Source organism: Psychrobacillus sp. PGGUH221 (assembly GCF_042055255.1).
Classification (GTDB): Bacteria; Bacillota; Bacilli; order Bacillales_A; family Planococcaceae; genus Psychrobacillus.
Genome location: NZ_JAQMHQ010000009.1, coordinates 132,478 through 152,440, shown reverse-complemented (window position 1 = coordinate 152,440; position 19,963 = coordinate 132,478). Strand labels below are relative to the sequence as shown.

General features: G+C 36.8%; 19 protein-coding genes. 18 read left to right on the top strand and 1 reads right to left on the bottom strand.

The genetic code is table 11. The features are described 5' to 3' along the window. Positions 1-4 precede the first annotated feature (4 nt). On the top strand, positions 5-2,896 hold the full coding sequence (uvrA, locus tag PGC35_RS15995; RefSeq protein WP_056832565.1) for an excinuclease ABC subunit UvrA: 2,892 nt from the start codon (positions 5-7) through the stop codon (positions 2,894-2,896). 67 nt (positions 2,897-2,963) lie between these two features. Next, entirely contained in the window at positions 2,964-4,085 is a 1,122-nt protein-coding gene (locus tag PGC35_RS15990) for a DUF4097 family beta strand repeat-containing protein (RefSeq protein ID WP_375219888.1), read from the top strand. Between the two features lie 944 nt (positions 4,086-5,029). Here the strand turns inward: PGC35_RS15990 and PGC35_RS15985 are convergent. Then, positions 5,030-5,572, bottom strand: coding sequence for an N-acetylmuramoyl-L-alanine amidase family protein (locus tag PGC35_RS15985; RefSeq protein ID WP_375219887.1), 543 nt, complete (start codon positions 5,570-5,572; stop codon positions 5,030-5,032). A gap of 122 nt (positions 5,573-5,694) precedes the next feature. Here PGC35_RS15985 and hprK point away from each other — a divergent pair, with 122 nt between their 5' ends. From hprK to rapZ, 16 genes are all read left to right on the top strand, one after another. Then, positions 5,695-6,630 carry an HPr(Ser) kinase/phosphatase gene (hprK, locus tag PGC35_RS15980; protein ID WP_056832569.1) on the top strand — a complete coding sequence of 312 codons (936 nt, stop codon included), beginning with the start codon at positions 5,695-5,697 and terminating at the stop codon, positions 6,628-6,630. A 24-nt stretch (positions 6,631-6,654) separates the two neighbouring features. After that, on the top strand, positions 6,655-7,464 hold the full coding sequence (gene lgt / locus PGC35_RS15975; RefSeq protein WP_375219886.1) for a prolipoprotein diacylglyceryl transferase: 810 nt from the start codon (positions 6,655-6,657) through the stop codon (positions 7,462-7,464). A 17-nt stretch (positions 7,465-7,481) separates the two neighbouring features. Continuing rightward, positions 7,482-8,423 (top strand): nucleoside recognition domain-containing protein, encoded by a 942-nt coding sequence (locus PGC35_RS15970; RefSeq protein WP_375219885.1) that lies wholly within the window; start codon positions 7,482-7,484, stop codon positions 8,421-8,423. After that, positions 8,420-9,073 (top strand): pyrophosphatase PpaX, encoded by a 654-nt coding sequence (gene ppaX, locus PGC35_RS15965; RefSeq protein WP_056832574.1) that lies wholly within the window; start codon positions 8,420-8,422, stop codon positions 9,071-9,073. The genes PGC35_RS15970 and ppaX overlap by 4 nt, the downstream gene beginning before the upstream one ends. Further along, positions 9,070-9,576, top strand: a complete 507-nt coding sequence (locus PGC35_RS15960; protein WP_053588414.1) for an acyltransferase — start codon at positions 9,070-9,072, stop codon at positions 9,574-9,576. Before ppaX ends, PGC35_RS15960 begins: the two co-directional genes overlap by 4 nt. Before the next feature lie 165 nt (positions 9,577-9,741). Beyond that, on the top strand, positions 9,742-10,920 hold the full coding sequence (locus PGC35_RS15955) for an ATP phosphoribosyltransferase regulatory subunit (protein ID WP_375219884.1): 1,179 nt from the start codon (positions 9,742-9,744) through the stop codon (positions 10,918-10,920). Then, positions 10,913-11,542, top strand: coding sequence for an ATP phosphoribosyltransferase (gene hisG / locus PGC35_RS15950; protein WP_053588416.1), 630 nt, complete (start codon positions 10,913-10,915; stop codon positions 11,540-11,542). Before PGC35_RS15955 ends, hisG begins: the two co-directional genes overlap by 8 nt. Positions 11,543-11,550: 8 nt before the next feature. Beyond that, complete coding sequence (gene hisD, locus PGC35_RS15945; protein ID WP_375219883.1) at positions 11,551-12,834, top strand: histidinol dehydrogenase; 1,284 nt, start codon at positions 11,551-11,553, stop codon at positions 12,832-12,834. Further along, entirely contained in the window at positions 12,831-13,427 is a 597-nt protein-coding gene (gene hisB, locus PGC35_RS15940) for an imidazoleglycerol-phosphate dehydratase HisB (protein ID WP_375219882.1), read from the top strand. The genes hisD and hisB overlap by 4 nt, the downstream gene beginning before the upstream one ends. A 35-nt stretch (positions 13,428-13,462) precedes the next feature. Continuing rightward, positions 13,463-14,206: a 1-(5-phosphoribosyl)-5-[(5-phosphoribosylamino)methylideneamino]imidazole-4-carboxamide isomerase gene (gene hisA, locus PGC35_RS15935; RefSeq protein WP_375219881.1), complete on the top strand. Its 744-nt coding sequence runs from the start codon at positions 13,463-13,465 to the stop codon at positions 14,204-14,206. Beyond that, a complete protein-coding gene (gene hisF, locus PGC35_RS15930) occupies positions 14,200-14,955 on the top strand; it encodes an imidazole glycerol phosphate synthase subunit HisF (protein ID WP_375219880.1) in 756 nt (251 codons plus the stop codon). The genes hisA and hisF overlap by 7 nt, the downstream gene beginning before the upstream one ends. After that, positions 14,952-15,575, top strand: a complete 624-nt coding sequence (gene hisIE / locus PGC35_RS15925; RefSeq protein WP_053588420.1) for a bifunctional phosphoribosyl-AMP cyclohydrolase/phosphoribosyl-ATP diphosphatase HisIE — start codon at positions 14,952-14,954, stop codon at positions 15,573-15,575. Before hisF ends, hisIE begins: the two co-directional genes overlap by 4 nt. Before the next feature lie 272 nt (positions 15,576-15,847). Further along, positions 15,848-17,374 carry a tetratricopeptide repeat protein gene (locus PGC35_RS15920; RefSeq protein WP_375219879.1) on the top strand — a complete coding sequence of 509 codons (1,527 nt, stop codon included), beginning with the start codon at positions 15,848-15,850 and terminating at the stop codon, positions 17,372-17,374. Positions 17,375-17,444: 70 nt separating this feature from the next. Beyond that, positions 17,445-18,395 (top strand): thioredoxin-disulfide reductase, encoded by a 951-nt coding sequence (gene trxB, locus PGC35_RS15915; protein ID WP_053588422.1) that lies wholly within the window; start codon positions 17,445-17,447, stop codon positions 18,393-18,395. Positions 18,396-18,599: 204 nt separating this feature from the next. Continuing rightward, positions 18,600-19,082, top strand: a complete 483-nt coding sequence (locus tag PGC35_RS15910; RefSeq protein WP_375219878.1) for an 8-oxo-dGTP diphosphatase — start codon at positions 18,600-18,602, stop codon at positions 19,080-19,082. Beyond that, positions 19,075-19,959: an RNase adapter RapZ gene (gene rapZ, locus PGC35_RS15905; RefSeq protein ID WP_053588424.1), complete on the top strand. Its 885-nt coding sequence runs from the start codon at positions 19,075-19,077 to the stop codon at positions 19,957-19,959. Before PGC35_RS15910 ends, rapZ begins: the two co-directional genes overlap by 8 nt. Positions 19,960-19,963 lie beyond the last annotated feature (4 nt).

Here is a 19,963-nt window from a genome sequence, read left to right as displayed (position 1 = left end):
GAGTGTGAGAAACCAAGAAATTATTATACAAGGTGCCAGAGCAAATAACTTAAAAAATATAAGTCTAAAAATTCCGAGAGATAAGCTTGTTGTAATGACAGGCTTGTCTGGCTCCGGAAAGTCCTCTTTAGCATTCGATACGATTTATGCGGAAGGTCAAAGACGTTATGTAGAGTCACTATCTGCATATGCACGCCAGTTTTTAGGCCAAATGGATAAACCAGATGTAGACGTGATAGAGGGACTATCACCAGCTATTTCAATAGATCAGAAGACAACAAGTAAAAATCCACGATCTACGGTTGCTACTGTTACAGAAATATATGATTATATGCGACTATTGTATGCTCGTGTGGGAAAGCCAATCTGTCCTAACCATGGAATAGAAATTAGTTCTCAAACGATTGAACAAATGGTCGATCGTCTGAGCGAATACCCGGAAAAAACACGTATGCAAGTATTGGCTCCAATTGTATCTGGCAGAAAAGGTACGCATGTAAAACTGCTGGAGGATATGAAAAAACAAGGTTATGTACGGGTGAGAATAGATGGAGAGTTAATCGATTTAGATGATGACATTAATTTAGATAAAAATAAAAAGCATAATATTGAAGTTGTAATCGACCGTATCGTAATGAAAGAAGGCGTTGCTGCTCGCTTAAGTGATTCGCTTGAATCAGCCCTTCGATTGGCTGACGGTAGAGTGCTGATTGATGTGATGGAGCACGAGGAAGTATTATTTAGTGAGCACCATGCATGTCCAATCTGTGGGTTTTCAATTGGCGAGTTAGAGCCTCGTATGTTTTCATTCAACAATCCTTTTGGGGCATGTCCTGACTGTGATGGTTTAGGGACAAAATTGGAAGTGGATCCTGATTTAGTAGTACCCGATAAAAGTCTCACATTAAGCGAGGGGGCTATCGTTGCTTGGCAGCCGACGAGTTCACAGTACTACCCAAAATTATTGGAAGCGGTATGTAAACATTACAAAATTAAAATGAATGTACCGGTAGAAAAATTACCGATAGACCAGTGGAATAAAATAATGTACGGCTCTGGTACAGATAAAATTCGTTTTCGATATGAAAATGAATTTGGACAAGTGAGAGACAGTTCGATTCAATTTGAAGGTGTCTTGGCGAATATTGAAAGACGTTACAAGGATACATCTTCTGACTATATTCGAGAGCAAATGGAAAAGTACATGGGACAACATGATTGTCCTACATGTAAGGGATATCGTTTAAAGGAAGAAACGCTTGCTGTAAAAGTGAATTCCTTACATATCGGTCAACTAACAGAGTTTTCTATTGAAGAAGCAAACAAATTTTTCAACGAGTTAACTTTATCTGAAAAGGATATGCAAATTGCGAAATTAGTCTTAAGAGAAATTAATGAGCGTCTAGGATTTCTAGAAAATGTAGGACTCGATTATTTAACATTAAATCGCGCATCAGGTACATTATCTGGTGGAGAAGCACAACGAATTCGTCTTGCAACACAAATAGGATCTAGACTAACAGGAGTTTTATATATATTGGATGAGCCTTCTATTGGTTTGCATCAGCGAGATAACGACCGCTTAATAGAGACATTAAAAAATATGCGTGATATTGGTAATACGCTTATAGTAGTTGAGCATGACGAAGATACTATGATGGCTGCTGATTATTTAATCGATGTTGGTCCTGGCGCTGGAATCCATGGTGGAGAAATAGTAGCGGCAGGAACACCAGAACAAGTAATGAAAAACAATAAATCACTCACAGGTCAATATTTAAGTGGGAAGAAATTTATCCCTTTACCAACAGAAAGAAGAAAGCCAGATGGACGATACATCAAAATTAAAGGCGCTTCTGAAAATAACTTAAAAAATGTAAATGTGGATATTCCATTAGGCGTATTTGTAGCTGTAACAGGCGTATCAGGTTCAGGCAAAAGTACGCTGGTGAATGAAATTCTTTATAAATCATTAGCGCAAAAGATTAATCGCTCCAAAGTGAAGCCAGGGGCTAATAAGAGTATAGAAGGAATTGAACAATTGGAGAAAGTAATTGATATTGATCAGTCGCCAATCGGACGTACACCAAGGTCAAATCCTGCTACTTATACTGGGGTATTTGATGATATGCGAGATTTATATGCAGCTACTAATGAAGCGAAAGTTAGAGGATATAAAAAAGGTAGATTTAGTTTTAACGTAAAAGGTGGACGCTGTGAAGCCTGTCGTGGAGACGGAATTATCAAGATTGAAATGCACTTTTTGCCTGATGTATATGTGCCTTGTGAGGTATGTCATGGAAAACGCTATAACCGTGAAACATTAGAAGTACATTACAAAGGGAAAAATATAGCTGATGTATTGGAAATGACAGTAGAAGATGCTTTAGCATTTTTTGAAAATCATCCAAAGATTAGCCGTAAACTACGTACCATTGTAGACGTAGGCCTTGGTTATATGAAATTAGGTCAACCCGCAACAACATTATCCGGTGGAGAAGCGCAACGAGTAAAGCTTGCATCCGAATTGCATAAACGGTCCAACGGAAAGTCGTTTTATATATTGGATGAACCTACGACTGGGTTACATATCGATGATATCGCCCATCTTCTAGAGGTCCTTCAACGTTTAGTAGAAAATGGTGATACTGTACTTCTTATTGAACATAATTTGGATGTTATTAAAACTGCAGACTATATGATTGATATAGGACCAGAAGGTGGAGATAAAGGAGGGACTATAATAGGTGTTGGTACTCCAGAAAAAATTGCGGAAACTAAAGGATCCTACACAGGTAAATATTTAAAGACAATCTTGGAACGTGATCGAAAAAGAATGGATGAAGTAGTATCCAAGGCATCTAAAAAGAAAAAAGAGACTGTTAAATCCAATTGAAACCTTTTTTTCCCTGAATCGTATTAGGTAGAGTACAGACTTTTAACTTAAAAGGAGGCCATTCACAATGCAAGAAGAACGTAAACGTATTTTAGATATGGTTGAAAATGGTACTATCACTGCCCAGGAAGCTTTAGAGCTTTTAGAGGTACTTGGCAAACAATCAGCTCCAGAAGTAAAAGCAGAATCTCAACATCAGGGTTATGAACATAGTAAATCGCAGCAAAAGCAACAAAATACCGATTTCTTTGAAGATTTAAAGAGAGATTTTAACGTAATGGGAGAACGTTTCATGCAGTTCATGCAAGGAACAGTTGAAAAAATTAAAGATATTGATTTTGAAATGCCTTTCGGTGAACCTGTTGTATTTCAAGAAAAATTAGTGCTTGAACAAGCTCAGTTCGATGATATATCCATTGATATTGCGAATGGTAAAATCGATATTTACCCAACAGAAGAAGAAACTACACATGCGGACGTGACCGTTAAGTCCTATAAGAACTCTTCAGAGGAAGAAGCCAAAAATCGTTTCCAGAACGATTTTCTGTTTAAGACAGAAGGAAATAAATTGCGTATATATAGTGATATGAAAACGACTTCTGTTCAAATTTCCTTATTTGTACCTAAAAAAACTTACAATGATATTTCGGCACGTTTATTTAATGGAGAATTTAGTGCGAAGAGTCTTGAAGTAAAAACACTTAAAGTGAAAACGACAAACGGAAAAGTAAATCTTGACGCTATACAGATTGGTAAAGCAGATATTGAAACAGTAAATGGTTCCGTACAAGTTCAAAACATCGAGGGAGAATCAGTAGAGGTCGAGACAATAAATGGCCGTATTTATGTAGACGGAAAATTGAAGGAACTCGAAGGTTCTTCTGTCAGTGGACATGTTATTTTAACAACGAAGGATAAGGATGCCCGTAAAATCGAAGGCTCTGCAGTTGCAGGTACTGTCGAATTATATGTTAGAAAAGATGTGTCTTTAAAAGGAGAAGTTACTTCTCAATTAGGAAAAATAGATGTCCAACTATTAGATGTAACGCAATTGAACCAATCAGAGCAATTGTTAAATAAGAAAGTTGGTTTTACGAAAATAGTAGACTCCGAAGCAAATCCGCTCAGAGTATATGGAGATGCAAAAACAGGAACAATCCTTGTACGCTATACAGTAGAAGGTGAATAAAAGAAAAAGCTGACAGAAGAATTCATTTCTTCCGTCAGCTTTTTTGCTTATAATCTGTCTTGTTTTAGTACAGTGCTGCTAAAACTTTTTGATAATCAAACACATAAATATTCAATTTGATTCACAGCATTTTCTGATTGCTTAGCACACTAGGAACTATTAATACTAGACTAAAAGAAAAAAATTTACAGAAGGAAGATAACAAACTCGGGCACCGTTAATTTCCGTTCCAGGCGGACGCGTTCCGCCGGCATGGCTTCAGCCGCTTCCCTTGCTCCTGCGCAAAGCTCGTCGCAAAAAACAATGCTCCTGCGCAAAGCTCGTCGCAAAAAACAATGCTCCTGCGCAAGCTCGTCGCAAAAATTAATTTCACTACGCTCAGTCCAGGGTCTTCACCTCATGCACCTGACGCTTCGCTTTCGGTGCAGAAAACATTTGCTATTCCGGCTGGAGTCGCCGCCTTCCACTACAATTAACTATTATCCGCTCTTCAATTAGAAAACCATTATGCCATTAATAGAGCAAGTTTTTATCACTTAAGTTTTTTCAATTAGTATTTATAGAAAATTGTTGAAAAAGGTGACACTCCTGCGGGAATAGCGTTAGCCGAAGACCCCGCAGTTGAGGGGAAGGCAATCTAAGTTCGCCGCATCCTGCGGCAACGATTGCATGACCAACATCGTGTTGGCCTAGGAGGCTAAGGCAACGCCCGCGGAAAGGGAGCCGTTTCAACTATTTTCTTATTTATAGGACGACATTATTTGGACAAAAAGAGAGCATGGTAACGAAATGTCGTTAAAAAGTTTGAGTTTGTCTACAGTCTGGGTGTCCGAAATAATATATTCGGACACTTTTTATATGTGTAGGATAGAATTATTACTCTTATTATCCAAACCTAAAGTGATGCAATCTCTATACATTTCTATATGGGACCTTGCAATATTTTATTTCCAACGAAGAATTGCATAGGCGATTGCTTTTGCGCAAAGTATTCTATATGTCCTAGATTGAAGTAAGGCTGCTTCTATTTTATTTGTCATAAAACCACATTCGACTAATACTGCTGGCATTTTTGTATCGCGTAGAACTGCAAAATCAGCTTGTTTAACTCCACGGTTTTTACCTTTTGTAATAGAACATAAAGCATCCTGAATAGAGTTTGCGAGTAACTTAGATTGTGCAGAAGCTTTTGAATACGTAAATGTTTCAATGCCGGTTGTGTTATTCCATGTAGATCCAAACGCATTAGCATGTATAGAAACAAATGCATCCACTTCCAGCTTATTGGCAAGTGTTGTCCTTTCATAAAGGGGAATATCTAAATCACCAGGATGACTTACTAAAACGATCACCCCGCAATTCTTTAATTCATCCTTTAAGAATCCTACAACTGCATTATTAAATTCGAATTCCTTCATTTTCCCATCTGGTGTGCGTTTTCCAAGTGTTTCTGGCCCATGTCCTGCATCTAGCATGATTTTCAACATTAAAATCTCTCCCTTCTTTTAATAAATAGAAGATGAAAAGATAAATGGATACTATTAAATAGAGTAATCATGCTAAAATAAGAACTATGTGAGAAATAGTAGCGAGAAAGGGGACTCAATATATGCCACATGTGACGACAAAGGACGTAAAAGAAAAGTTTAACCTCACATTAATTAGTGGAGAAGAAGGTATGGGGCGGCATATTGCATTAAGTGATATATCAAGACCTGGAATTGAAATAGCAGGTTATTTTACACATTACCCATCTAATCGCATTCAACTATTAGGAAAAACAGAAGTTTCCTTTTTTCAGTTATTAGAACCAAATGAAAAAGAAGAGCGTATGAGGAAACTTTGTGCTCCTGATACACCGGCAATCATCGTTTCACATGGTATGGAAGTTCCCGAAGAATTAATAGTAGCTTCCAATAAAAATTCTGTTCCTGTACTAACGACTAGTATGGCGACAACTCGATTTTCGAGTATACTAACTAACTTCTTAGAAAGCATGCTTGCACCAACTACAGCAGTTCACGGCGTATTAGTTGATATATACGGGGTCGGCGTGTTAATCACTGGGAAAAGTGGTGTCGGGAAAAGTGAGACAGCACTTGAACTCGTGAAGAGAGGGCACCGATTAGTTGCGGATGATTGTGTGGAAATTAGACAAGAAAGTGAAGATACGCTAGTTGGTAGTGCACCAAAATTAATTGAGCATCTTCTAGAAATACGAGGTATAGGCATTATTGATATTATGACTATGTTCGGGGCTAGTGCAATTCGTACATATAAACGTATTACATTAGTAATTGAATTAGATTTATGGGATGCTGAAAAAACGTATGAGCGACTTGGACTTGAAGAAGACAAAATGGAAATATTTGATACAGCTATTACAAAGCTGACCGTTCCAGTTCGACCAGGTCGAAACTTGGCAGTAATAATTGAAGTAGCGGCGATGAACCACCGTTTAAAACGAATGGGTGTAAATGCTGCAGAAGATTTTGCGAAACGATTAGATGATGTAATTAGCCAAAATGGAGAAAATGAATATTAATATAACGATTGAAAGGAGTTTCATATGAATTTATTACAAGCTATTGATCCAGTAGCTTTTTCACTCGGACCGTTGGAAGTAAGATGGTACGGAGTGATTATTGCATTGGGAATTATACTAGCGTTTATAGTAGCACAGCGTGAAATGGTGAAGCGTGGTTTTCATCCAGAGTACTTAACGGATTTATTGATTTGGGCTGTCCCTTTAGCAATTGTGGGGGCAAGAATATACTATGTAATATTTAAATGGGATTTTTATAGTCAAAATCCGGAAAAAATTATTCAAATCTGGAATGGTGGTATAGCAATTCATGGCGCTTTAATTGCTTCTTTTTTAACTGCTTATTTTTTTACGAAAAAAAGAGGTACCTCATTTTGGAAGCTTACAGACGTTGTAGCTCCTAGTTTATTAATAGGTCAAGCAGTTGGACGTTGGGGTAACTTTATGAATCAAGAGGCACATGGAGGAGAAGTAACAAGAACATTTTTAGAAAACTTGATGCTACCTAACTGGATAATAGAGCAAATGTACATAGATGGTAAATACTATCATCCGACGTTTTTATATGAATCAGTCTGGAACATTATAGGAGTTATTATATTAATTTCACTTCGCAAAGTAAATTTACGTCGTGGAGAAATATTCTTATTATATATCATCTGGTATTCTGTAGGTCGTTTCTTTATTGAGGGTATGAGAACGGATAGCCTTTATTTAATTGGAGATTTACGAACTGCTCAAGTCGTTTCACTACTAGGTATTGTCATAGCATTAATTTTACTTGTTTATAGAAGAATTACTGTTAAGCCTGTGGTGCATTATTTAGATAAGTGAGGAAAGAAGGAAGAGGATTGGAAACTTTAAAAAGGGGTTTATTAGCTGGGCTTAAAACTACTTGGACTTTGAGTAAAATAATATTTCCTATCACATTATTTGTAGTCATATTACAATACACACCTATTTTTCCTTGGCTGATCCAGGTTATTTCTCCATTTATGGAGCTTCTTGGTTTAAGAGGAGAGGCAGCAATCCCTTTAGTTCTGGGAAATGGTCTTAATCTATATGCTGCAATTGGTGGGATTCTTTCATTAGAACTGACTGTAAAAGAAGTATTTATATTAGCCACAATGCTTTCTTTTTCTCATAATATTTTTATCGAAACGGGTGTTGCTCTTCGAGTGGGAGTAAAGCTGTGGATTGTATTAGTTGTTCGATTTGGATTAGCGATTCTTTCTGCTGTCATTATTAATTTGGTATGGCAGGGAGGCGGAGAAATCGCTAAATATGGCATAACAACTGCTACTCAGCAAATACCAGATGGCTGGTTAGAAATAGCGATTTTAGGTATACAAAAAGCGACGTTTGGTGTCTTGCAATTGGCGATAATTGTCATACCGTTAATGATTATTATTCAGTTTTTAAAGGAAAAGGGTTTTTTACAAAAATTCTCAGAAGTGATAGGTCCTTTCACAAAAATAATTGGATTAAAACCAAATGCCTCACTAACTTTAGTTATTGGATTAGTGATGGGATTAGCAATTGGAGCAGGAGTAATGATTCAAGCTGTAAAAGAAGATGGTGTAAGTAAAAAGGATGCAACAATTGCATTTATCTTCTTAGTTGCTTGTCATGCTGTGATTGAGGATACATTAATCTTTATTCCTTTAGGTATTCCGATACTACCATTATTTTTGATTCGAATTATGACAGCATTTGTCTTGACGATCATTGTTGCATATTTATGGAATAAGGCGGAGGAGACAAAACAAGAGGAAGTGGCAACACCATCATGAGAAGTCCTTATAAAGCCTTACTATTCGATTTTGATGGAACGTTACTAAATACAAATGAACTTATCATAGAAACTTTTTTACATGTTTTAGGAGATAAATTTCCTGGGAAATATAATAGAGAAAGTGTTTTGCCTTTTTTAGGGCCTCCTTTAGCAGAAACTTTTAATACAATTGACCCTAATTTAACGGAAGCACTTATTGAAGCGTACAGATCATGGAATATACAAATGCATGATCAAATGGCTGTTCCTTTTGATGGAGTTGTAGATACACTATATAAGTTGAAAGAGGAAGGTTACAAATTAGCTGTCGTGTCGACAAAAAGACGAGTTATGATTGATAAAGGCATTAAGCTGATGCAATGTGAAAATCTTTTCGACACAATTGTAGGTATAGATGATGTTAAACAGCCAAAACCAGACCCTGAACCAATTGAACTGGCCCTTAAGAAACTAAATGTAAAAAAAGAAGATGCACTGATGATTGGTGACAATTTACATGACATAGTTGGAGGACAAAGGGCTGGAGTTGATACTGCAGCAGTTGCATGGTCCTTAAAAGGAGAAGCCTTTTTAGCTACTTTTCTACCTACCTATATGTTACATCATATAAATGATTTGCTTATAATTGCAAAGGGGCAAACAGTATGAGAAAGACTGAAAGGTATCCTGTGAGTGGAGCAAATTCCTTGTGGCATGTGTATGATACTGTCCCATTTTGGAAAGTTGTTAAAAATTTTATTTTTATCCAAGCAGCTAGGTATTCACCATTTTTAAGTTGGAAAAACTTCTTTTATCGCACTTTTTTAAAGATGAAAGTTGGTAATGAAACATCTTTTGCATTAATGGTTATGGTAGATGTAATGTTTCCGGAGCGAATTAAAGTTGGTGATAACTCTATCATTGGGTATAATACGACGATTTTAGCACATGAATATTTAATAGACGAATATCGTATTGGTGATGTTATTATTGGCAATCGAGTGTTGATTGGTGCCAATTCTACTATTTTGCCTGGTGTGACAATTGGTGATGATGCCATCGTATCGGCTGCGACGCTTGTAAATAGTGATGTGCCAGAAGGTTGCTTTGTTGGAGGTAATCCTATGCGGATTATTTATACGAAAGAAGAAATGCTGGAACGCAATAGATGATATAGAAAAGCTATTCTAATTAGACAGTAAGCTCTAGTTGAATGGCTTTTTTTATATATAAAAAGGCACTCGTATGTTGACGAAAGGATAAAAATAAGATAAAATTTAAAATAATTTATCGTATTAGTACTCTAGTGTATTAAAGTGAATTTAGGAGTGAACTACATGAGTAAAATTCAAATGTTTGAGAAACCTTTAGGGATGAGAGACTCATTTCCTGAAGTGAATGAACAAAAAGAATATATACGGTCAACTGCGAGAGATTTTATACGAAACAAAGGATATGACTTTATAAAAACGCCATCAGTGGAGTATTTTGAGACGATAGGAAGAGCATCTGCCATTGATGAATCCTCTCTTTTTAAATTAGTAGACAATCAAGGGGAAATGCTTGTATTACGGCCAGATATGACGACTCCGATTGCGAGAATCGCGGCTGCTAAACTATTAAAGGAAAAAAATCCATTACGATTGGCTTACTATGCTAATGTATTTCGCGCTCAACAAAGAGAAGGTGGTAGACCTGCAGAATTTGAACAATTAGGGCTTGAGTTAATCGGTGATTTTAGTGCATATGGAGATAGCGAAATCATACATACAGCAGTTGAACTTGTGAAAGAACTTGGTGTGGAGAGCTTTCGTATTACTATTGGACACGCAGGATTGTTAACTGCAATTTTAAGGAATAATACTCAAACAGACAAACAAGTAGATTCCTTGCGACAACTATTAGTTGAAAAGAATTTTGTAGGCTTTGAACAAAAGTTAGAGGAGCTAGAGTTACAACAAATACAAAAAGTGAATCTTACGAACTTGATTGAGTATACGGTCGAATCTAAAGCATTAGAGGAGTTTCGACAATTTTTAACAAATGATCAACAGTACTTGATGGATCAAGTAGATCAACTTCGAGATTTACTAGAGTTACAATTATGTGATACTTCCATTGCATCCTTTGATTTTACACTAGCAAGTCACATGAGTTATTACACGGGTATGCTTTTTGAGATTCATGCTGCAGGAAGTGGCTTTCCTATTGGTAATGGTGGAAGATACGATGCATTATTTAATCTTTTTAATGAAAAAGTTGGTGCTACTGGGTTTGGAATTAGAGTAGACAGGCTTTTAGAGGTACTGCCTAGAAATGAGTTAAAAGAAAAGCATACTTTGATCTTATTTCAAGAGGGACTTTATAGAAAAGCTAGTGAACTTGCAGAAGAACGAAGAAAAAAAGCAGAAAGAGTAACGCTTCAATATATGGCAAGTGTAAATGATATAGATGCCTATAAAAAGACATTTGATGATGTTATTACTGTCTCAGAAGGTGGTTCTTTACGTGAATGATTTAACAATTGCAATGCCAAAAGGACGCATATTTGAAGAAGCATATAAATTATTTGTAGAAGCAGGATTCGATTTACCAAAAGAAATAAATGATTCTAGAAAGTTGATCGTAGAAGCGCCTAAGGAAAATATAAAATTTATATTAGCAAAACCAATGGATGTTCCGGTTTATGTGGAGCATGGGGTTGCAGACATCGGAATTGCTGGAAAAGATGTACTATTAGAACAACAACGAGATGTCCACGAATTGCTTGATTTATATATAAGTAATTGCTATATAGCAACTGCAGGACTTCCTAGCACTCATATGAACGAGATTGCTCCGAGAGTAGCCACGAAATACCCAACTATAGCAACGAACTTTTATAAAGAAAAAGGGGAGCAAGTGGAAATTATTGAGCTTAATGGTTCTATTGAGTTAGCTCCAATGATAGGTTTAGCAGATCGAATTGTGGATATAGTATCTACTGGTCAAACGTTAAAAGAAAATGGACTCGTAGAATATGAAAAAATTGTCGACATCTCTTCTCGATTAATTGTTAATCCCGTTAGCTATCGAGTAAAACGGGAAAGAATTAAAGAGTTCGTTGCACAATTAAAAAATGAATTAAATAAAAGGTAGGGAATGTTATGCAAATAGCAAAGCTTTCGAATACAATTTCGCTACAACGATCAGTGGAACAGGCGAATGCAGATCATGTAACTACAGTTCGTGAAGTAATTGAACAGGTCCGAAAAAATGGAGACAAAGCTCTATTTAACTATACCGAGAAATGGGACGGGGCAAAGCTTACGAGCCTAAGAGTAACTGAAGAAGAGGTTGAGAAAGCGTTTGCTAGTTTTGATTCGCAGTTAATAACAGATTTAGAGGAAGCAGCAGTAAATATTCGTGCCTTCCATTTGCAACAAGTCCGTCAAAATATTGACTTTCCATTGGAGAAGAAATCTTATATACAATATAAAATCACACCATTAGATGCAGTTGGATTATATGTACCTGGTGGAACTGCTGCTTATCCATCATCTGTTTTAATGAATGCGATACCAGCGATTGTTGCAGGAGTCAAACGAGTGGTAATCGTTTCACCGCCATCAAAAGAAGGGAAGCTTCCTGCTTCTGTACTAGTTGCTGCAAAGATAGCTGGGATAACGGAAATATATAAAGTCGGTGGAGCTCAAGCGATTGCTGCTCTAGCATATGGAACGGAAAGCATCCAAGCAGTAGATAAAATTACTGGCCCAGGGAACAGTTATGTTGCACTTGCAAAAAGAGAAGTATTCGGAAAAGTAGCGATTGATATGATTGCTGGCCCGAGTGAAATAGCGATTATTGCCGATGAGACAGCTTTTGCAGATGAAGTAGCTTCTGATTTGTTAGCACAAGCGGAGCATGACCGATTTGCCAGTGCGGTTTTAGTTACAACGAGTGAAAAACTTGCAAGAGAAGTGGCGGATGAAGTAGAAATACAGTTAAAACAATTACCTCGAGAAGAAATTGCGAGAGCGTCTATCGAAAATTTTGGTCGTATTTATATTGCAGAATCATTGGCACAGGCGGTAGACGCTGTTAACGAGCTTGCTCCGGAGCATTTAGAAATAATGACGCAACATCCAGAAGATATAAGTGACCAAATTAAGCATGCTGGTGCTATATTTGTTGGAAGATTTAGTAGTGAGCCAGTTGGTGATTATTTTGCTGGAACGAACCATGTACTTCCTACTAATAGTACTGCGAGATTCTCTAGTGGGCTTTGCGTAGATGATTTTATTAAGAAAACAAGCGTTGTATATTATACAGAGGAAATGTGGCAGGAGCAATACCCTAAAATTGCTCGTTTAGCAAGACTGGAGCAATTGGAAGGTCATGCACGATCGGTAGAATCAAGAAGTTGGAAAAAGGGGGATTCAAATTGACGAATGATAGAATTGCTAAAATTGAGCGAATGACGAATGAAACAAAAGTTTTTGTTGAAATAGATTTAGATGGAGAAGGAAAAGCAGTAATTGATACTGGTGTTCCTTTTATGGATCATATGCTTGATTTGTTTACAAAACACGGGCTATTCAATACAACTATAAAAGCGATTGGCGATACGCATATTGATGATCACCATACGACAGAAGATATTGGAATTGTACTGGGCCAGGCGGTTAAAGAAGCATTAGGTGATAAAAGAGGTATTAAACGATACGGAAATGCTTTTGTTCCAATGGATGATGCTTTGGCACAAGTAGTAATAGATATCTCCAACCGTCCACATTTAGAATTCCGTGCACAATTCCCAACACAAAAAGTCGGGAATTTTGATACAGAGCTTGTGCATGAGTTCTTATGGAAGTTTGCATTGGAAGCACGTATGAATGTCCATGTCATTGTCCACTATGGTGCAAATACTCATCATATGATTGAAGCAATCTTTAAAGCACTAGCTCGTGCCATTGACGACGCAATCACAAAGGATGAGCGTGTAAAAGGCGTTCCTTCCACAAAAGGATTACTTACATAAGAATAGCGCAAGGCGCCTAAAAAGGAGATATGAGCATGACATCCATTCAAGTGTACCCAGCGATTGATATGAAAGGCGGAAAATGTGTCCGCTTATATCAAGGGGATTATGAGCAAGAAACTATATATGGAGATTCTCCATTCGATATGGCTAAAAAGTTTGCAGACGAAGGAGCAAGCTGGATTCATTTGGTAGATTTAGATGGTGCGAAGGATGGCGAAAAGATACATGCTAATGAAGTCATTCGGATTGCAAAAGAACTCCCTGTGAGTGTTCAAATTGGCGGAGGGATTCGATCGAAAGAGGATGTTCAATTTTATTTAGAAAATGGGGTTAACCGTGTCATTATTGGTAGTCTAGCGATTGCACAACCTGAACTAGTAGCGGAATTACTGGAAGAATTCGGTGGAGACAGAATTGTAATAGGCTTAGATGCAAAAGATGGAATGGTAGCAACACACGGATGGCTAGAAACCTCTTCTAAATCTGCTGTGGAAGTAGGACAGTATTTTGCTTCTAAAGGGGCTAAACATGTTATTTTCACTGATATTGCAACAGATGGAACACTTCTAGGACCAAATTTAGCTGCAAACAAAGAGCTTGCACAGGCAACAGGTCTTTCAGTAATTGTTTCAGGAGGTATAAGTTCGCTTAAAGATCTTGGAGAAGTCGCAATACTTGCAAAAGATACAACCGTGAGCGGGGTCATTACAGGTAAAGCGTTATACAATAATCGCTTTACTCTAACGGAAGCATTGCAGGAGGTTACAAAGTGGTAAAGAAAATTATTCCTTGTCTAGATGTGAAAGATGGACGAGTTGTCAAAGGCATTCAATTTGTTCAATTAAGAGATGCAGGAGATCCTGTAGAGCTAGCAGCTTTTTATGATAAGGAAGGGGCAGATGAGCTAGTATTTTTAGATATTTCTGCTTCAGTTGAAGGACGCGAAACAATGATTGATGTCGTGAAAAACACGGCTTCTCAAATTTCTATTCCCTTAATTGTTGGAGGGGGAATAAGAACGGTAGAAAATATGAAGCAATTAGTAGAGGCTGGAGCAAGTAAAATTTCCATTAACTCTGCTGCAATTAGCAATCCATCTGTAATTACAGAGGGGGCAAAAACATTTGGTTCCAATAAAATCATTGTAGCGATCGATGTTAAATGGTCTGATGCCGAACAAGAGTGGTTTGTATACACTCACGGGGGTCAACAGAAAACAGATTGGAACGCAGTAGACTGGGCCAAAGAAGTAGAAAAACGTGGTGCTGGAGAGATTTTACTTACGAGTATGGATCGTGATGGAGAAAAGGATGGATATGATATTGCCATCACAAAGCTTGTGAAGGATGCTGTATCGATTCCTGTCATTGCTAGCGGTGGAGCTGGGAATGTGGAACATATATTAGCAGCGTTTAAAGAAGCAAATGCTGATGCTGCACTAGCAGCTTCCATCTTTCATTTTAAAGAAACTAGTGTACGAGAAGTAAAAAACTACGTTCGTGAAAGAGGAGTAGATATAAAATGACAAACTTAACATTTGATGAAAAGGGTCTTATTCCAGTTATTGTTCAACATGCTATTACAAGAGAAGTTTTAACCCTTGCTTATATGAATGAAGAGGCATATTCAAAAACAGTGGAAACAAAGGAAACTTGGTTCTTTAGTAGAAGTAGACAAGAATTATGGCATAAAGGGGAAACTTCCGGTAATACGCAACAAGTTGTTTCTATTCGTTCGGATTGCGATTCAGATGCTTTAGTAGTAGAAGTGTTGCCTAATGGTCCTGCTTGTCATACTGGAGAAAATACTTGCTTCCATAATACTTTAGAAAAACTGGACGATACGGTTGGATACAATGTCATTACATCCTTAATCGATATCATAGCAGAAAGAGAACAAACGATGCCAGAGGGTGCATATACTACTTATTTATTTGAAAAAGGCGTAGATAAAATTTGTAAAAAGGTTGGAGAAGAATCTTCGGAAGTCATCATTGCGTCCAAAAACAATGATGCAGAGGAATTGAAGTGGGAAGCAGCAGATCTTCTTTATCATTTACTTGTTTTATTACAAAACCAAAAAGTGAGCTTTTACGATTTACTGCAAGTGCTTCAGAAGAGACATGAGAGTAAAAAACAAAAGTAACCAGACTGTTAACAAACGCTCACATTCTTCGTTACGTTCACATAGATGTTAGCTCATGAACTAAACATTCCATTCGCTTCTAGTGCAGGTTCTGGTTCACACCAGGTAAATCATGACCGGGATGACGCTTATGATAATATCTACGAAATTCATCAAGTAGTAGTTTTTGTAATTAATATAAAACACATAAATAATAGATGTTTATGATATACTGAGGGATATACTAATAAGGGACGTTATATACGTTCCTTATTATTTTTCGGAGGATTATCTTGAATAAAAAACGTAAAAAGGATTTAAAAGAAAATATTATTTCGTTTTTGCCAACTGGCGATTACTACTATAAAAAAGCATTAGGTGAACTTCAAAAAGAACAATATAATAAAGCACATAAATATTTAAAAAGAGCAGTTGAGTTAAGTCCAAATGACGCATCTATATTATTGCAATACGCAATACTACAAATGGAATTAGATAATTTCGATAAGGCACATGAACTTTTAAGAGAAGCTAATGTACTTAACCCAACGGAGCCAGAAATTGTCTTCCTCCTTGCAGAAGTAAATGCCCATTTAGGAAACTTTGTGGATGCAAATCGTTTTGCTAGAGAATATTTAGAAATGGATATTCAAGGTGAATATACAGAAGAAGCAATGGAGATTGTGGATTTTACGGAACAAGATAACTTAGACCTACTAGATGTCGACAGTCCTTCTAGTGAAGCACTTTTTCAACAAGAAAAATCCCGCCGATTGATGGAAGAAGGAAAGTTTAATGAAGCGGTAGAATTACTTGAATCGATTATTACCGATAATCCAGAGTTTTGGGCAGCGTATAATAATTTAGCATTAGCTTATTTTTATATTGGGGAAGAGGAACAAGCAAAAGCTTTGCTCCATCAGGTATTAACTGAAAATAGAGGGAATATTCATGCGCTTTGTAACTTGGCAGTCATCCATTATTATGAAAAAAATACGGAGGAATTAGAAGGAATTACAAGTATTCTTTCGAAAATAAATCCTTATTTTGTGGAGCATCGATATAAGCTAGGGGCTACTTTTGCGTTAATTGGAAAGTATGACGAAGCTTATAAATGGTTAAGAAGTTTACAGCGTAAGGGGTTCGAAGGAGATCCTGGGTTTTATTTTTGGCTTTCTCATTCTGCATATTTTGCTGGACATGAGGAAGTTGCCCGAAATGCATGGAAAGCCTTGCTAAAGTTAGATCCAGAAAAAGCAGGATTTGAACCTTGGTTGCCTCAGATGAAGGATATAAATAGTGATGGTTCAGAACATCAAAGAGAGTTTATTTTGGAAAAACTTCAAAATAAACATGTAAGTGAACGCATTTTTGGTTTTTATCTACTGGGAAAATCAAAGCATCGCCAAGAAATAATATCTCATCCCCAATGGATTAAAGTAGAAGAATTGACGACGATGGAAAAATTGTTCTTGGCACAATCATTAGGACATTCTTTTGATGAAAAATCGGTTGCTGAAAAAGCATTTATGCGAGCGATTGCGGCAACTGATTTATTGTATGAAAAATATAAACCTCTTACTCAGACTGCTACGTACATATTTCAAATGTGGTTCGTGTTAGTTGAACGAGCTCTTGAAAAAGGTTATGGGTTTAAAAACCCTAAAGCGTTGGCAGCTGCAACGGAATATATGTTTGAATCTTCACGTTCTAAAAATGTGACAAAAAAGTATTATGCTGATCAGTATGGAATAACAACTAACACACTAACAAAGTATGTGAATGAATTAATGCAATTTCTACCGCTTTTTGATGCTTAAGCAAAAAAGTTGAAGTAAGTTGAGAATTCCTTTAGATTGAGTGTTAGTAGAATTGTAGGGGGAATTAGCAATGACGGAAGAAAAAATTTATGACGTAATAATAATCGGAGCTGGACCTGCCGGAATGACTGCTGCAGTTTATACATCACGCGCAAATCTGTCGACATTAATGATTGAACGTGGAATACCAGGTGGACAAATGGCGAATACAGAAGAAGTCGAAAACTATCCAGGTTTTGAAACTATTTTGGGACCAGAACTTTCGACAAAAATGTTTGAGCATGCAAAAAAATTCGGAGCAGAGTATGCATACGGTGATGTTGCAGAAATAATCGATGGTACTGAATACAAAACTGTTAAAGTTAGTGGAAAAGAATATAAAGCATTAGCAGTAATTATTTCTTCTGGTGCTGAATATAAGAAAATGGGAATTCCAGGAGAAACTGAACTAGGTGGACGTGGAGTAAGTTATTGTGCAGTATGTGATGGCGCATTCTTTAAAGGGAAAAACCTAGTTGTTGTAGGCGGGGGAGATTCTGCTGTTGAAGAAGGGGCATTTTTAACGAAATTTGCAGAAAAAGTAACTATAGTTCACCGTCGCGATGAGCTACGTGCACAAAAAATCTTACAGGATCGTGCTTTTGCAAATGAGAAGATTGATTTTATTTGGAATACGACTCTAAAAGAGATTCATGGAAAAGATGGCAAAGTAGCAAGTGTAACTTTAGTTTCGACTGTTGATGGTTCTGAAAGAGAATTTGAAACCGATGGGGTTTTTGTTTATGTAGGAATGTTACCATTAACGAAACCATTTAATAATCTAGGGATTTTAAATGAAAATGGCTATATCGTGACAAATGAAAAGATGGAAACATCTATTCCAGGTATTTTCGGAGCAGGGGATGTACGTGAAAAAATGCTTCGCCAAATTGTCACGGCAACAGGAGATGGAAGTATCGCTGCTCAGTCCGCACAACATTATATCGAGAATCTAAAAGATAAGAATGTTACAAATGCTTAATTTAAATTAATCTTATTTTAATTCGTTTGTAACCTTCTTGAAACACATCAAGTGTATAGTAAGAAATATAAATTGACCCCCTTTTTATATAGAAATTATTGGACAGGCTGTTTCTCGATTTTAATCGATGAAGCAGCCTCTTTTTTTGTTTTTCATGTATAATATAAAGTAATTAAGTATTTATTGGTTTGGAGTGATTATTACGTGCAACGAATCGCAAATCTACTCGTATATAAAAATGGGCAAGTTCTTTTATTAAAAAAGCCTAGAAGAAACTGGTATGTTGCTCCGGGAGGTAAAATGGAGCCTGGTGAATCCATTCTTAGTGCCGCCGTCCGAGAGTATACAGAAGAAACGAATACTACTCCAATCCATCCACATTTAAAAGGTATTTATACAATGGTGATTGAAGAGGATGGAGAACAAATCGATGAATGGATGCTCTTCACCTTTATTGCAAGAGACTTAGAAGGAACACCCTATAAAGAAACAAAAGAAGGTGTTCTCGAATGGCATCCAGTAGAAGATTTACAAGACTTGCCTATGGCGGAAGGAGATCGTACAAATCTACTTTTTGCTGTTAAAGAACACGGAGTTCAATATGGAACATTTGTGTACACGCCAGAATTTACCCTACTAAAAGAAACGATTCAGCAATCATCGGAGGGAGAAGTAAATAATGGATAGTCAACAAAAGCTTGAAACAGAAGTAGTTATAATTACTGGTATGTCTGGAGCGGGGAAGACAGTAGCAATTCAAAGCTTTGAGGATCTTGGCTATTATTGTATCGATAATTTACCTCCTGAACTTTTAGGCACATTCATTAATCTAATGATGGATTCGAATAAACAGCCTCGCAATATTGCTGCCGTGATGGATTTGCGTGGGGGAGAAATGTTTAATACTTTAGCTGATTCGATTAACAGCTTACAAGAAGCAACGTCTGTAACTCCGAAAGTATTATTTTTAGATGCGCAAGATGAAGTATTAGTTAGAAGATATAAAGAAACGAGAAGATCTCATCCTCTAGCGAACTCTGGGCTTCCTTTAGATGGAATTAAAAAAGAAAGAGAATTACTTTCTGATTTAAAAGGAAGAGCACAATTCATTTATAATACTTCAAAAATGAAACCACGAGAGCTACGTGAAAAAATACAAGATGAATTCTCACCAAAAGGAAGCAATGTTTTTACAGTCAATGTTATGTCATTTGGCTTTAAACATGGGCTTCCTATCGATGCGGATTTAGTATTTGATGTACGTTTTTTACCAAATCCATACTATATTGAAGAGTTGCGTTTAAAATCGGGACTAGATGAAGAAGTATCTGGTTACGTACTAAAGTGGGTAGATACAAAAACGTTGATTGAAAAGTTGACAGATTTGTTTCAATTCATGATTCCCCAATATAAACGAGAAGGCAAAACCCAGCTTGTAATTGCTTTCGGATGTACTGGAGGACAGCATCGCTCCGTAACTCTTGCTGAATATTTTGGGAAACTTTTAAAAGCAGATGACAAAACAATCATAACGCATAGAGACGTTACAATAAGAAAGGAATGAAGTA

What these genes read in the sequence shown, in the direction of transcription:
- PGC35_RS15990 (WP_375219888.1), top strand. Translation starts at nt 2,964, where the DNA reads ATGCAAGAAGAACGTAAACGTATTTTAGATATGGTTGAAAATGGTACT.
- PGC35_RS15985 (WP_375219887.1), bottom strand. Translation starts at nt 5,572, where the DNA reads ATGTTGAAAATCATGCTAGATGCAGGACATGGGCCAGAAACACTTGGA.
- hprK (WP_056832569.1), top strand. Translation starts at nt 5,695, where the DNA reads ATGCCACATGTGACGACAAAGGACGTAAAAGAAAAGTTTAACCTCACA.
- lgt (WP_375219886.1), top strand. Translation starts at nt 6,655, where the DNA reads ATGAATTTATTACAAGCTATTGATCCAGTAGCTTTTTCACTCGGACCG.
- ppaX (WP_056832574.1), top strand. Translation starts at nt 8,420, where the DNA reads ATGAGAAGTCCTTATAAAGCCTTACTATTCGATTTTGATGGAACGTTA.
- PGC35_RS15960 (WP_053588414.1), top strand. Translation starts at nt 9,070, where the DNA reads ATGAGAAAGACTGAAAGGTATCCTGTGAGTGGAGCAAATTCCTTGTGG.
- PGC35_RS15955 (WP_375219884.1), top strand. Translation starts at nt 9,742, where the DNA reads ATGAGTAAAATTCAAATGTTTGAGAAACCTTTAGGGATGAGAGACTCA.
- hisD (WP_375219883.1), top strand. Translation starts at nt 11,551, where the DNA reads ATGCAAATAGCAAAGCTTTCGAATACAATTTCGCTACAACGATCAGTG.
- hisA (WP_375219881.1), top strand. Translation starts at nt 13,463, where the DNA reads ATGACATCCATTCAAGTGTACCCAGCGATTGATATGAAAGGCGGAAAA.
- hisIE (WP_053588420.1), top strand. Translation starts at nt 14,952, where the DNA reads ATGACAAACTTAACATTTGATGAAAAGGGTCTTATTCCAGTTATTGTT.
- trxB (WP_053588422.1), top strand. Translation starts at nt 17,445, where the DNA reads ATGACGGAAGAAAAAATTTATGACGTAATAATAATCGGAGCTGGACCT.
- rapZ (WP_053588424.1), top strand. Translation starts at nt 19,075, where the DNA reads ATGGATAGTCAACAAAAGCTTGAAACAGAAGTAGTTATAATTACTGGT.